Source organism: Agromyces binzhouensis (assembly GCF_042672355.1).
Taxonomy (GTDB): domain Bacteria; phylum Actinomycetota; class Actinomycetes; order Actinomycetales; family Microbacteriaceae; genus Agromyces; species Agromyces binzhouensis.
This window is the reverse complement of the sequence record NZ_JBHXVJ010000004.1, coordinates 203,229-216,091: the sequence shown is the minus strand read 5'-3', so window position 1 is coordinate 216,091 and position 12,863 is coordinate 203,229. Positions and strand designations below refer to the sequence as shown.

The 12,863-nt window shown below is 73.4% G+C and carries 12 protein-coding genes; 3 read left to right on the top strand and 9 right to left on the bottom strand.

Features of this window, described 5'->3' with window-relative positions; all coding sequences use genetic code 11:
* Positions 1-4: 4 nt before the first annotated feature.
* Positions 5-445, top strand: coding sequence for a MarR family winged helix-turn-helix transcriptional regulator (locus ACFVHK_RS08820; protein ID WP_376928487.1), 441 nt, complete (start codon positions 5-7; stop codon positions 443-445).
* Positions 446-571: 126 nt separating this feature from the next.
* Here the strand turns inward: ACFVHK_RS08820 and ACFVHK_RS08815 are convergent, their stop codons facing one another.
* Complete coding sequence (locus tag ACFVHK_RS08815; protein WP_376928486.1) at positions 572-2,155, bottom strand: sensor histidine kinase; 1,584 nt, start codon at positions 2,153-2,155, stop codon at positions 572-574.
* Positions 2,152-2,901: a response regulator transcription factor gene (locus ACFVHK_RS08810; RefSeq protein WP_376928485.1), complete on the bottom strand. Its 750-nt coding sequence runs from the start codon at positions 2,899-2,901 to the stop codon at positions 2,152-2,154. The genes ACFVHK_RS08815 and ACFVHK_RS08810 overlap by 4 nt, the downstream gene beginning before the upstream one ends.
* Before the next feature lie 197 nt (positions 2,902-3,098).
* Here ACFVHK_RS08810 and ACFVHK_RS08805 point away from each other — a divergent pair, with 197 nt between their 5' ends.
* Positions 3,099-4,577: an ABC transporter permease gene (locus tag ACFVHK_RS08805; RefSeq protein WP_376928484.1), complete on the top strand. Its 1,479-nt coding sequence runs from the start codon at positions 3,099-3,101 to the stop codon at positions 4,575-4,577.
* Positions 4,578-4,649: 72 nt separating this feature from the next.
* Positions 4,650-5,321 carry an ABC transporter ATP-binding protein gene (locus ACFVHK_RS08800; protein ID WP_376928483.1) on the top strand — a complete coding sequence of 224 codons (672 nt, stop codon included), beginning with the start codon at positions 4,650-4,652 and terminating at the stop codon, positions 5,319-5,321.
* 6 nt (positions 5,322-5,327) lie between these two features.
* Here the strand turns inward: ACFVHK_RS08800 and ACFVHK_RS08795 are convergent, their stop codons facing one another.
* From ACFVHK_RS08795 to eboE, 7 genes are all read right to left on the bottom strand, one after another.
* Entirely contained in the window at positions 5,328-6,401 is a 1,074-nt protein-coding gene (locus ACFVHK_RS08795; RefSeq protein ID WP_376928482.1) for an alpha/beta fold hydrolase, read from the bottom strand.
* A gap of 59 nt (positions 6,402-6,460) precedes the next feature.
* Positions 6,461-7,003: a hypothetical protein gene (locus tag ACFVHK_RS08790; RefSeq protein WP_376928481.1), complete on the bottom strand. Its 543-nt coding sequence runs from the start codon at positions 7,001-7,003 to the stop codon at positions 6,461-6,463.
* A 187-nt stretch (positions 7,004-7,190) separates the two neighbouring features.
* Positions 7,191-8,594, bottom strand: a complete 1,404-nt coding sequence (locus ACFVHK_RS08785) for a DUF1214 domain-containing protein (RefSeq protein ID WP_376928480.1) — start codon at positions 8,592-8,594, stop codon at positions 7,191-7,193.
* A 114-nt stretch (positions 8,595-8,708) separates the two neighbouring features.
* Positions 8,709-9,203, bottom strand: coding sequence for a DUF1294 domain-containing protein (locus ACFVHK_RS08780; protein ID WP_376928479.1), 495 nt, complete (start codon positions 9,201-9,203; stop codon positions 8,709-8,711).
* A 45-nt stretch (positions 9,204-9,248) separates the two neighbouring features.
* The gene (locus ACFVHK_RS08775; RefSeq protein ID WP_376928478.1) at positions 9,249-10,268 is read right to left on the bottom strand and encodes a sugar phosphate isomerase/epimerase family protein; all 1,020 of its coding nucleotides are present in this window, start codon (positions 10,266-10,268) and stop codon (positions 9,249-9,251) included.
* Positions 10,269-10,296: 28 nt separating this feature from the next.
* Positions 10,297-11,730, bottom strand: coding sequence for a nucleotide pyrophosphatase/phosphodiesterase family protein (locus ACFVHK_RS08770; protein ID WP_376928477.1), 1,434 nt, complete (start codon positions 11,728-11,730; stop codon positions 10,297-10,299).
* Positions 11,727-12,863 carry a metabolite traffic protein EboE gene (gene eboE, locus ACFVHK_RS08765; protein WP_376928476.1) on the bottom strand — a complete coding sequence of 379 codons (1,137 nt, stop codon included), beginning with the start codon at positions 12,861-12,863 and terminating at the stop codon, positions 11,727-11,729. Before eboE ends, ACFVHK_RS08770 begins: the two co-directional genes overlap by 4 nt.

Here is a 12,863-nt window from a genome sequence, read left to right as displayed (position 1 = left end):
CGTCATGACCGCCGACCCCGAGCTCGACGCCGCCATCGCGGCCGTCGAGGACCAGTTCGGCATCGTCTTCAACCGCGCACGGATCGTGTGGGCCGAGTCGGCGAAGCTCGTGCACCCGGAGCTCCAGCCCGCGGGCTACAAGCTCCTCAGCAGCATCGTGCGCGCGGGCTCGACGAACGCCCACGCGCTCGCGGAGCTCTACGACATGGACAAGAGCGCCATCAGCCGGCAGATCCGGCAGCTCGAGGAGCTCGGGCTCGTCGAGAGCCGTGCCGACGAGCGGGACGGCCGTGCCAGGGTGCTCGTGCCGACGCCGTCCGCGCGCGAGCGGGTCGCGAGCGTGCGCGCAGCGAACCAGGCGCGACTCCGCAACGCGCTGCAGGGGCGATCGATCGAGGAGCTTCGCTCCGTCGCCGACGTGCTGCGCATCGTCGCCGAGGGCTGACCTCACCCCCCCTCGCCCGCCCGCAGGGTCGGCGCCGAGATGACGCGAACCGTCGGTCGTGCGACCATTCGCGTCATCTCACCGCCCGGCGGGGGCGGGGGGCGGGGCGGGGCGGGGGGCCGGGGGTCAGGCGGGGAGGTCGACGGCGAAGACCGTGCGGCCGGGCTCGCTCTCGACCTCGACGGTGCCGCGGTGCGCGGTGACGACGGCCTTCACGATGGCCAGGCCGAGGCCGGTGCTGCCGGCCCGGCGCGAGCGCGACGCATCGCCGCGCGCGAACCGCTCGAACAGGGTCGCCCGCACGGCGGGGTCGATGCCGGGTCCGTCGTCGGTGACCGTCACGCGCACGCGGGTCGGGTCGGGCGCCCCGGATGCCGCGGGCACACGCGCCACGCGGACGACGACCTCCGTGCCCTCGGGCGTGTGCACGCGGGCGTTCGCGAGGAGGTTCGCCACGACCTGGTGCAGGCGGCCGGCGTCGCCGGTCACGGTCACCTCGTCGTCGGGCACCTCGACGCGCCACTCGTGGTCGGGCGCCGCCACCTGGGCGTCGCCGACCGCGTCGATCACGAGCCGGGTGAGGTCGACCCGTTCCCGCCTGAGCTCGCGCCCCTCGTCGAGCCGGGCGAGCAGGAGCAGGTCCTCGACGAGCTCCGTCATCCGCAGCGATTCGGACTCGATGCGGCCGAGCGCGTGCACCACGTCGGGCGGCAGTTCGCCGCCGTGCAGGCGCGTAAGCTCGGAGTAGCCGCGGATCGAGGCGAGCGGCGTCCGGAGCTCGTGGCTGGCGTCCGCGACGAACCGGCGCACCTTGCGCTCGGACTGCTCGCGAGCCGACAGCGATGCGGCCACGTGGCCGAGCATGCGGTTGAAGGATGTCGCGAGCCGCCCGACCTCGGTCCGCTCGTCGTCGACGGGGACCTCGTCGGGCAGTTCGACGTCGCCGCGCGCGAGCGGCAGCTCGGAGACGAGTGTCGCGGTCTCGGTGACGCGGTCGAGCGGCACGAGCGCGCGCCGCACGATCACCGCGCCGAGCACGAGGGCGGCGGCGAGGCCGGCGATCGCGACCACGCCCACGGTGACCGCGAGCTGTGCCGTCGTCGCGTTCACCTCGGCGAGCGGGAAGGCGACGACGAACGAGAACCCGCCGTCGGTGGGCGCGGCGATCGCCCGGTACTCCCCGAGTTCGTCGAGCTCGACCGTCACGGGCGTCCGGTCGGCCGGGACCGAGGCGAGGACCGGTGCGATCGCCTCGGGCGGATCGACGAAGTCGCCCTCCTCGTCGATCGCGCCGAACGTCACGACCGCGCGATCCGTGACGAGTGCGGCGATCGCGCCGACGGGCTGGCCGGGGATGCGGAGCAGCGCCTCGGCGCCCTCGGGCGGGAGCGGCACCCGATCCTCGCGTTCCTCCCGCTCCTCGCCGAGCGTCCGCGCCGCGCGGTCGGTGGCCTGGACGAGCTGCGCGTCCATGCGCGCCATGAGCTGGTCGTGCAGCGACGCGACGCTCACGAGGCCGACGATCGCGCTGACCAGCACGACGAGCCCGGCGATGACGACGAGGAGCCGGCGCCGCAGCGTCTGCGGCGCCCGTCGACGACGCACGGCGGATCCGTCGCCGGTGCCGCCGGCGTCGTCCATCGACCGCGTGCGCTCGGAGGCGGCACGCCGTGCGGCCGACGCGTATCCCGGTTCGCCCGGGTGCGTCATCCCGCCGCCTTCAGCATGTAGCCCGCACCGCGGACCGTGTGGATCATGGGGTCGCGACCCGCGTCGATCTTCTTCCGCAGGTAGGAGATGTACAGCTCGACGACGGACTCCCTGCCGCCGAAGTCGTAGTTCCAGACCCGGTCGAGGATCTGCGCCTTCGAGAGCACGCGGCGAGGGTTCCGCATGAGGAAGCGGAGCAGCTCGAACTCGGTCGCCGTGAGCTCGATCGCCGTGCCGCCGCGTTCGACCTCGTACGAGTCCTCGTCGAGCGAGAGGTCGCCGACGCGGAGCACCGGATCCTTCGCCTGGGCGAGCGTCAGCGTCGATCGCCGGATGAGGCCGCGCAGCCGCGCCACGACCTCCTCGAGGCTGAACGGCTTCGTGACGTAGTCGTCGCCGCCGGCGGTGAGCCCCGCGATGCGGTCGTCGAGCGAGTCCTTGGCGGTGAGGAACAGCACGGGCGTCTCGGTGCCGTCGGCGCGCACGCGCTGCAGCACCTCGAGCCCGTCGATGTCGGGGAGCATGATGTCGAGCACGATCGCGTCGGGGCGGAACTCCCGCGCGGCCCGCACGGCGCCGAGGCCGTCCGACGCGGTGCGCACCTCCCAGCCCTCGTAGCGGAGCGCCATCTTCAGGAGGTCGGTGAGGGAGTTCTCGTCGTCGACGACGAGGACGCGCACAGGGCTGCCGTCCGCCTTCCCGATCTGCGGTCGGTGCGCGGTCCCGGTCCCGGTCTCCATGCTCATGCCTTCCGAGTATGCGGGAATTCCTGTGGACTTCCTATGACCCGAGCGGATGCGGCCTGTGACCTCGCGATGAACCGATGCGTCCCTCGCTCATACGCGATCCATAGGTGCGACAACGGTGCGGCACAGCCCGCGTTCGTAGCGTCCGAGTCGGGCCCGCGATCGCCGCGGGCCGAACGACCAGATGAGGACCCCGCATGTTCTTCACCTACCTCCGGCGCGAACTCGCCGGGCGCCGCAGGCAGACGGCGATCATCGCAGTGGGGATGGCGCTCGCCATCGCGCTGGTCATGATCGTCGACGCCGTCTCGGCGGGCGTGCGCGATGCGCAGGCCGCCGTGCTCGAGTCAGTCTACGGGGTCGGCACCGACCTCGCGATCTCGCAGGCGGCGGGCCCGCCCGAGGAGGGCGAGGGAGGCGGGCCCGGCGTCCGGTTCGAGTTCGGGGCGGCGGACGGCGAGACCAGCGACGGCGGCACCACGCTCAGCAACTCGCGCCTGACCGTCGACCCCGGGACGTCCACGTTCGACGCCTCCGCGCTCGACACGGTCGAGGGCGTCGACGGCGTGGCCGCGGCATCCGCCACGCTCGCCCTCACGAACGTGACGTTCGACGGCGAGCTGCCCGAGCCCCCGACCGACCAGTCGGCCGGGGACCGGGCGGCGGGCGGCACGATGCCCGGGCCCGGCGAGGGCGGCGGCTTCGGCGGCGGCGCGTTCGACGTGACGAGCGTGAGCGTGACCGGCGTCGACCCGGCCGACGAGGCGATCGGGCCGCTCAGCGCGGTCGCGCTCGCCGACGGCCGCGGCCTCGACTCCGGCGACACGGGCGAGCACGTCGTCGTCCTCGATGCCGAGTACGCCACGGCCGAGGGCGTGGCAGTCGGCGACGCCATCGACCTCGGCGGCACCGAGTTCGAGGTCGTCGGCACCGTCGCCTCGACGTCGGCGGATGCCGCGACCGCGTCGAACGCCTACATCCCGCTCGACGTGGCACAGGAGCTGTCCGGCATGGACGGCCGGGTCTCCGTCGTCTCGGTCAGGGCCGCGTCGGCCTCCGACATCCCCGCCGTGAAGGCCGACCTCGAGGCGGCCCTCCCCGACCAGACCGTGAGCACGCAGGAGGACCTCGCGGCGAGCGTCTCCGGCTCGCTCGGCAGCGCGAGCGCGCTCGTCTCGAGCCTCGGCCTCTGGCTCTCGGTCGCCGTGCTCGCGGCCGCGTTCCTCATCGCGATCCTCTTCACCATCCAGGGCGTCACCCGGCGCACGCGCGAGTTCGGCACGCTGAAGGCGATCGGCTGGTCGAACCGCCGCATCGTCGGCCAGGTCGCCGGCGAGTCGCTCGTGCAGGGGCTCATCGGCGGCGCGGCGGGCCTCGCGCTCGGGTTCATCGGCATCGGCGTCATCAACGCGATCTCCCCGAGCCTCGCGACCACCTCCTCCCCCATGGCCGCCGGCCCGGGCGGCGAGGGCGGCCCCGGAGGCTTCGGCGGCCAGGGCGGCCCGTTCGCGGCAGCGCAGCAGACCACCGAGGTGATCCTCAACGCCCCCGTCACCGTGACGGTCGTCGCGCTCGCGGTCGGCCTCGCGGTCCTCGGCGGCCTCCTCGCCGGGGCGATCGGCGGATGGCGCGCCAGCCGGCTCCGCCCCGCCGAGGCGCTGCGCAGCGTCGCCTGACGACTCCGACCGCACCGACGCGCACCGCGGCATCCGTCGCCAGACCACCGGACACCGGAAAGGACCACCCGCATGTACACCCTCGAGAACGTCACGAAGACCTATCGACGGAAGGACCGCACGATCCACGCGCTGACGGACGTCAGCCTCACGATCCCGACCGGTCAGCTCGTCGCGATCCAGGGCCCGACGGGCGGCGGCAAGTCCACGCTGCTGCAGATGCTCGGCGCGCTCGACCGTCCGACGTCCGGGCGCATCGCACTCGGCGAGGCCGACCTGTCGGGCATGCGCGATGCGAAGCTCGGCCGGATCCGGGCGAGCGAGATCGGCTTCGTGTTCCAGGGCTTCAACCTCATCCCCACCCTCTCGGCGCGGGAGAACGTCGAGACCGCGCTCGAGCCCCTCGGCGTCCCGACCGAGGAGCGCCGTCGCCGCGCGACCACGGCCCTCGAGTCCGTCGGACTCGGCGACCGCGCGCACCACGTCCCGAGCGAGCTCTCGGGAGGGCAGCAGCAGCGCGTCGCCATCGCCCGCGCGCTCGTCAAGGAACCGGAGGTGCTCCTCGCCGATGAGCCCACCGGCAACCTCGACGAGCAGACGCGCGACGAGATCATGGACCTCCTCGAGGGGCTCCACCGCGACCGCGGGCTCACGGTGGTGATCGTCACCCACGACTCGGCCGTCGCGAGGCGCGCCGAACGTCGGCTGCACCTCACGCACGGAACGGTGACCGAGCGGGTGTGACCGGGCTCAGATGAGCCCGGTCCGCAGGGCCCAGGCCGCCGCCGCGGCTCGCGAGGGCACCCCCAGTCGGGAGCGGATGTTCGCGACGTGCCGGTGGACCGTGTGGACCGAGAGCACGAGGTGCGCGGCGATCTCGGCATCGGTCTCGCCGCGGGCGACGAGCCGCAACACCTCGCGCTCGCGCTCGGTGAGGTGCGGTGTCCCGCTCGCCGCCGCGCCCGCGTCGCCGGTCGCGGCCGCCGGGGCGTCGCCTGCGGGCTCGACCCGGTCGCCGAGGAACCGACGGGTCTCCCGCACGATCGCGTCGGCGTCGCCCCGCCACGGGAAGTGGTCCTCGCCGTGGAGCGGCACGAAGCCGGCGTGCGGGATCCGGTCCGCGACGTCCCGACCGAGCGCGAACGCGATCGCGCGGTCCTCACGACGGTGCAGCACGAGCGTCGGCGCCCGGACCTCGCCGAGGTGCGCCGTCGAGTCCATCGCGTAGACCTCGGCGAGCGAGGCGAGGGCGGCCTCGGGCGTCGCGGCACGACGCTGGAACTCGACGAACTCGTCGCGCTCCGCGGCCGTCGCATCGGGCTCGAAGAGGTCGGAGAGGACGCGCGAGCCGATCCCCCAGTGCTGCCGCACGACGGCGAGCAGGGCGTCGCGCGCGGCGGGAGGCGCCAGGTCGGCGCCTCGGGCGTAGGTGCCGTAGAGCACGAGGCGATCGACGGCGTCGGGATGCCGCGCGGCGAAGAGCGACGCGACGCCGCCGCCCGACGACGCGCCGAAGAGCGACGCGCGCGCGACCCCTGCGGCGGCGAGCACCGCCTCGAGCACGGCGAGCTCCTCGTCGAGCGTGCGTGGCGGCACCCGCCCTCGATCGGATGCACCGGTTCCGGGCCGGTCGTACCTGATGATCGTCCGACCCTGCGCGAGACCGGACGCGAAGCGCCGGAAGCGGGGCTGGCGCCAGTCGAGGTCGAGGTGGCTGCACCACCATCCGCCGAGCACCAGCGGCGGACCGCGGCCGATCGCGGACCACGCGACCGGCGCGCCGTCGTGCTCTGCGTACCGGATGACCTGGTCTGCGGCCTCCACGGCCTCAGTCTAGGAAGGCGAGGGATGCTCGGGCCACCATCCGGGCCCGGGTCGGCCGGTCAGCGGTCGCCGGCGAACATCCGCGACCAGAGACGGCCGATGCCGCGGGACAGGTGGTCGGCGGGATCCTCGGTCACCGTCCAGAGCGTGCGGAGCACCTCGGGCAGCTCGTCGGCGTGCTCCGCGAACATGCGTCGCGCCGCGGCGAGCTCGGCCGGTCCGTGGCCGTCGAGCAGCACCGGCGCGAACTCGCCGGGCAGGTACACCTCGGTGACCGGGGCGACGGTCGGGGCGACCGGACGCAGCAGCCCGAGCTCGAGCTGCTCGGCCAGCCAGCGCTGCGACTCGCGGCGGGACACGCCCGCGAGCGCAGCGAACGCGGCGGCGTCGACGGGACCCGCCTCGAACAGCACGCGGTAGTAGCCGCGCACGGTGCCGTGCGCGATGGAGGCGTACGCGAGCGCGGATGCGTCGGCGGACGCCGGCGACGGCGACGGCGACGGCGACGGCGACGGCGGGACGATCGATGGGACCGCGACGCGGGCCGGCGCGGCGGGCGCGGGCGCGGGTGCGACGGATGCGGGTGCGACGGCGGTGGACATGATGACTCCTGGTTCTCCGGCCCCGGGCGGGGCTGATCGACCCTTCGAGTCCACTCCGATCCGGCCCCGCGCACATCGCGAGTCCGGGCCATCCGCCCATGGCCGATCCGGGCCATCCGCGACGTGGCCTCAGCGCGCGAGGGCACCCGCCCACCGGCGTGGCGGGCGGGTGCCGTGGGCCGTCGCGTCAGTGCAGCTGGATCGCCGGCGGGAGGTACTTGTCCTTGGCGATGTCGCTCTTCGGCACGACGCCGTAGACGCGCAGCATCACGTTGAACGCGCCGTCGCGCACCGGGAGCCAGTTCGCCTGGGGCACGCCGTCGGGCTGCGTCACCGCCAGGTAGATCGAGATCGAGCCGTCGGGGTTCGTCTCCAGGCCCTCCGTGTAGCTCGCGACGAGGTACTTGTCGAGGGCGTTCGGGATCGGCTGGATCGCGTTCGGCGTGTAGGCGGTCACCGACCAGAAGCGCTCCGCGTCGGGGATCGCGTCGGCCGGGAAGGTCAGCACGTAGCCGCCCGGGTTCGAGCCGTCGAGGGGCGCGCCGTTGCCGTCGTAGAACGCGTGGTAGTACGCGGCCGTCTCGATCGTGTTGCAGTACTGGCAGAACTCGGTGATCGACGCCCGGTCGAGGACGTTCTTCTTCCACGCGCCGATGTTGGTGAAGTGGGTCCAGTTCGTCGCGCCCCGATGGTCCAGGTAGTTGGCGATGAGGGCGTCGTGCGCCGACCGGGCGCCCTCCGCGAACTGCGCGCGTTCGGCATCCGTGAGACTCGAACCGTCGCCGAAGAGCGCGTCGAAGTCGTCGGAGAGCTTCTGCTCCTGCCGGTTCAGCGGCGGGGTCCAGCCGTCGTCGGCCACCGCGACCTGCGTCTGGCGCAGGAACTCGATCGGAGCGAGGCGGACGAGGTCGTCGGCGATCGTCTTCACCGGGACCCCGAATTCCTCGACGGGCTTGACGGCCGTCGGGACGCCGTTCGCCAGGATGCCCTTCCGGAACTCCTCCGCCTCGGTCGTCACGTCCTCAGTGCCGATGTGCTTGTCCACGCGGAAGATCATGATCATGTGGTCGAGCGGCAGCCGGACGACCTCGGCGCCCAGGAGGTCGTCCGAGGCGTCCGGTCCGATGAGGGCGTACTCGATGGTCTGGGTGCCCTCGCCCGCCTTCCGCGACGGGATGCCCGACGGGTAGACGTTGCCGTAGGGGTCGACGAGCAGGACCGAGTAGGCGACCGGCGTGGCCGGCACGACGACGCCGACCGGGCCCCCGCTGACGTCGAGCGGCGTGCTCGCGTAGAGGGTGTCGTCGTTGATGGCGACGACCGCCTGGTACACCGGCGAGATCTCGTTCGGCCCGATGAAGTGGTTCACCGGCACCGGGAGCGCGGTGGTCTGGAAGTGCGTGAACCAGATCGGATAGAAGGTGGTGACGTAGTTCTCCGTCGTCGAGGCGATGTCCTTGCCCCCGTTGTTGCCCGACGGCGGTGCGGCGGCCGCAGGTGCGACGGCGGACAGGACCACCGCGACGGCGGCCGAGGCGGCGAGCGCGGCGATTCTGGTCAGCCTGGTGCTGACCCGGGCATGGCGTTGCATGTTCCTCCCCCTTGCCGGCGCCGGTTCGCCCGACCTCATGCCGGGCTCGACCGACGGCCGATTCCGCGCGGACGGTACCACGGGGCGAACGAACGCCGTTGGGACCTGAGACCCTCAGCCGCCCAGGCGATCCGTGACGCCGCCGGCGACGAGGTCGGGCGAGCCGAGCAGCGCGACCAGGCCGGCGGCGAGGGCAAGGTTCACGACGACCGTGAGCCAGAACGCACGCCGGAAGGTGCGCTTGCGCGTCTTGTGCCGGAAGAGCTGCTGGGCGACGAGCGCCCCGGGCCATCCGCCCGCGACGTCGATCAGGTGCAGGGTCTGCTCGGGCATCCTGGATGCGTCGCGGCGCGCCGCCGCCTTGTCGATGCCGTAGGCGGCGAACGCGACGAGGCTCGCCGCGCCGTACCACGCCGCGAGCCACCAGGGGAGGACGTCGAGGAGCAGTCCGAGGGTGAGCGCCGTCGCGAACGCGGCGAGCGCACCCCAGCTCAGCCCGGGTGGCAGCGGACGCGACAGGTCGCGGTCGGGCCGCGAGGGCCGCGCACCCCGATCGCCGCGGGGCGACGGTCGCGGGCCGCGTCGCGCGGCCGTCGGTTCGGGACGCATGGTCTCGATCGTACGGCCGGGCGCGCGGCCCGCGGCATCCGCTCGCTACTGGTTCGAGAAGGCCGCGTCGAACGACGCGGTCGGGCGCGGCCAGATGAGCGAGCGCACGTACTCGAGCGCCTGCGGACCGCCGTGCAGGCGGTCCATGCCCGCGTCCTCCCACTCGACCGAGATCGGACCGGTGTAGCCGATCGCGTCGAGCGCGCGGAACGCGTCCTCCCACGGCACGTCGCCGTGCCCGGTCGAGACGAAGTCCCAGCCGCGACGCGGGTCGCCCCACGGCAGGTGCGAACCGAGGATGCCGGAGCGGCTGTTCGCCGTTCGGATGCGCGTGTCCTTGCAGTCGACGTGGTAGATCCGGTCCTGGAAGTCCCAGATGAAGCCGACCGGGTCGACGCCCTGCCACATCATGTGGCTCGGGTCCCAGTTGAACCCGAACGCCGGGCGCCGGTCGATCGCCTCGAGCGTGCGCACGCTCGTCCAGTGGTCGTACGCGATCTCGGACGGATGCACCTCGTGCGCGAAGCGGACGCCCTCGTCGTCGAAGACGTCGAGGATCGGGTTCCAGCGGTTCGCGAAGTCCTCGTAGCCGGCGTCGATGACCGAGGCCGGCACGGGCGGGAACATCGCCACGTACTGCCAGATCTTCGAGCCGGTGAATCCCACGACGGTGTCGACGCCGAGCTTGCGGGCCACGCGCGCGGTGCGCTTCATGTCCTCCGCGGCGCGCTGGCGCACGCCCTCGGCGTCGCCGTCGCCCCACGTGTACGGGCGCACGATCGCCTGGTGGCGGAAGTCGATCGGGTCGTCGCACACGGCCTGGCCGGTCAGGTGGTTCGAGATCGCGTACACCTTCAGGTCGTAGCGCTTGAGGAGCTCCTGCTTCTCCCTCAGGTAGCCGGGCTCCTCGTCGGCGAGCTTCGTGTCGAGGTGGTCGCCGCCGACGCCGATCTCGAGGCCGTCGTAGCCCCACTCGGAGGCCAGGCGCGCGACCTCCTCGAACGGCAGGTCGGCCCATTGCCCGGTGAACAGGGTGACGGGGTGGGTGGCGGGAGTGTCGGTCATTCTCGGATCCTCTCTCGGTGTTCGGTGGTCATCGGGGCGCGACACGGTCGCGCCCGGCGGGCTGCGGCATGCGCTCGCCGAGGCCCTGGTGGCGGAGCACGAGGTCGCGCACCGCGGTCGCCGGCACGCGCTCGCCGGCGCCGTCGAGGAACGCCGGGTCGGAGGCGAGCAGCAGCGGGGTGTCGGCGGCGGAGTCGGGCAGGCGCCCGTGCGTGCCGCGCACGCACGACGGATCGAGCGGCACCGTGCTCATCGCGTAGCGGAGCCCGAGCGCCTTGCGCGCCAGGTTGCCGGCGGCCTTGGCCCTCGCGAGCCGGTCGGCCGGGTCGAAGAACAGCTCGGCGGGGTCGTAGCCGGGCTTGCGGTGGATGTCGACGCCGCGCGCGTACTCGGGCGCCGCGTCGTCGTCGAGCCAGAAGTAGTACGTGAACCACGCGCCGGGTGCGGCGACCGCGACCAGTTCGCCCGAGCGGGCGTGGTCGAGGCCGTACCGGGCCTGCGCGTCCCGGTCGAGGACCTCGTCGACGCCGTCGAGGTCCTGCAGGATCGCCGCGACGCGGGGCACGTCGGCCGGGTCTGCGACGTAGACGTGCGCGACCTGGTGGTCGGCGACGGCGAACGCGCGGGAGGTCCAGGGGTCCAGCTGCTCGCGGCCGTCCTGGACGTACACCTCGAGCAGTCCCTCGCGGCGCAGCGCGCGGTTCACGTCGACCGGGCGGTCGGCGGCGGCGAGGCCGTACTCGGCGAGGGCGACGACGGTGACGCCCTGCGCGTCGGCCTGGTCGAGCAGCGGGGCCATCGCCCGGTCGAGGTCGGCGGCGGCGCGTGCCGCCTCCGGGGCGTCGGGGCCGAAGCGCTGCAGGTCGTAGTCGAGGTGAGGCAGGTACGCCATGGTGAGTTCGGGTGCGTCGGGCCGGTCGAGCACGCGGCGGGTGGCGTCGACGATCCAGTGCGTCGAGCGGATGCTCGCCGTGGGACCCCAGTACTGGAAGAGGGGGAACTCGCCGAGCGCGTCGCGGAGATCGTCGTGGAGGGCGGGAGGACGGGCGTAGAAGTCGGGCGACTTGCGGCCGTCGGCGTGGTAGATCGGGCGGGGCGTGACGGTCAGGTCGGTGCTCGCGCCCATCGCGTACCACCAGCCCAGGTTCGCGCTGGTGTACGCGCCGTCGGCCCGGCGTCGCGCGGTCTCCCAGAGCTTCTCGCCCTCGACCAGCCGGTTGTGCTGCCGCCAGAGGAGCACGTCGCCGAGCTCGCGGAAGTACCATCCGTTGCCGACGATGCCGTGCCCGGACGGCATCCGCCCGGTCAGCACGCTCGACTGCACCGAGCACGTCACGGCGGGCAGCACCGTCCCGAGCTCGGCCCGCGAACCGGCGGAGGCCATCCGGGACAGGCGCGGCATGGACCGCAACACGTCGGCGGTCAACCCGACCACGTCGAGCAGCAGCACACGGCGGGTCATGCCGGCTGCCCCTGACGTTCGGCCAGGCGGGTCGCGGCCCACCGCAGCTCGCCCGCGACGCCGTCCACGAGGTCGACGGGATGGTCGGCGTCGACGCCCGGGAGCACCGACCACGTGTACGTCTCGACGTCCACGTGCAGCTGGTCCACCGGCTGCACTGCGACGACCGCGTCGAGGGCGGCCTCGAGGACCTCCGTGGTCGCCCGCAGCGGCGGCTCGGGTTCGAGGTGCAGCGGCACGTGGAAGTGCACCCGCCACGGCGCCGACGCGGGCAGCACCTCCAGGGCCTCGGGGAGGTCGTCGATGCGGATCGGACCGCTCGCCGCCTGCTCTCGGACCTGGTGCAGGTAGCGGTCCTCGCGGTACTCGGCGATCGCTCGCCGCGCGTCGGGTGCACCGGGGTGCTCGACGTGCAGCGCCGCCGACGCCTGCACCTTCACGATCCGGATGCCAGCCGCCGCGATCCGCTCCACCTCGATGCGCGGGTCGGCGAACGAGACCGCGAGGTGGCAGGTGTCCAGGCAGATGCCGACGTGCTCGAGGTCGACCCGGTCGCGGTGCGCATCCAGCCACGCGACCGTGTCGGCGACGTCGTCGAGCACGCAGCCCGGCTCGGGCTCGATGGCGAGGCGGATGACGCGTCCGGTCTCCGCACGGATGGCGCGGAGCTCGGCGCACAGTGCGACCAGCGCGTCCGTCGCCGCACGGTCGGCCGCGGCATCCCACCCCTCGCGCCACCCCAGCGGCAGTGTCGAGATGCTGCCCTCGCCGTCCGGCGGCAGCAGTTCGGCGAGCACTCGCGCCGCATCGACCGTGTACTCCAGGCGTGCGGGGTCGGTCCAGTCGGGCCGGTACACGCCGAGCTTCACGACCTCCGCGTGGAAGGCCTCGTACGGGAACGCGTTCAGGGTGCGCACCTCGAGCCCCTCCTTCTCGAGCGCGGCGCGCAGCCGGGCCGGTGCGGCGGTCTCGTTCGCCAGGCGCGCCGCGAGCGGCGCGGACAGCCACAGGCCGACGCCGAGGAGGTCGAGGCCGGCCGCGCGACGGATCGGACCCGCCGCCGCGTGCAGCTGCGCGATCACCCCGTCGAGGTCCTCCGCCGGGTGCACGTTGGTGCAGTAGGAGAGGTGCAT

Bases quoted from the DNA above. Each gene is read 5' to 3' on its own strand.
- ACFVHK_RS08780 (WP_376928479.1), bottom strand. From the start codon at position 9,203: ATGCGTCCCGAACCGACGGCCGCGCGACGCGGCCCGCGACCGTCGCCC.
- ACFVHK_RS08770 (WP_376928477.1), bottom strand. From the start codon at position 11,730: ATGACCCGCCGTGTGCTGCTGCTCGACGTGGTCGGGTTGACCGCCGAC.
- ACFVHK_RS08815 (WP_376928486.1), bottom strand. From the start codon at position 2,155: ATGACGCACCCGGGCGAACCGGGATACGCGTCGGCCGCACGGCGTGCC.
- ACFVHK_RS08800 (WP_376928483.1), top strand. From the start codon at position 4,650: ATGTACACCCTCGAGAACGTCACGAAGACCTATCGACGGAAGGACCGC.
- eboE (WP_376928476.1), bottom strand. From the start codon at position 12,863: ATGCACCTCTCCTACTGCACCAACGTGCACCCGGCGGAGGACCTCGAC.
- ACFVHK_RS08805 (WP_376928484.1), top strand. From the start codon at position 3,099: ATGTTCTTCACCTACCTCCGGCGCGAACTCGCCGGGCGCCGCAGGCAG.
- ACFVHK_RS08810 (WP_376928485.1), bottom strand. From the start codon at position 2,901: ATGAGCATGGAGACCGGGACCGGGACCGCGCACCGACCGCAGATCGGG.
- ACFVHK_RS08775 (WP_376928478.1), bottom strand. From the start codon at position 10,268: ATGACCGACACTCCCGCCACCCACCCCGTCACCCTGTTCACCGGGCAA.
- ACFVHK_RS08820 (WP_376928487.1), top strand. From the start codon at position 5: ATGACCGCCGACCCCGAGCTCGACGCCGCCATCGCGGCCGTCGAGGAC.
- ACFVHK_RS08790 (WP_376928481.1), bottom strand. From the start codon at position 7,003: ATGTCCACCGCCGTCGCACCCGCATCCGTCGCACCCGCGCCCGCGCCC.
- ACFVHK_RS08785 (WP_376928480.1), bottom strand. From the start codon at position 8,594: ATGCAACGCCATGCCCGGGTCAGCACCAGGCTGACCAGAATCGCCGCG.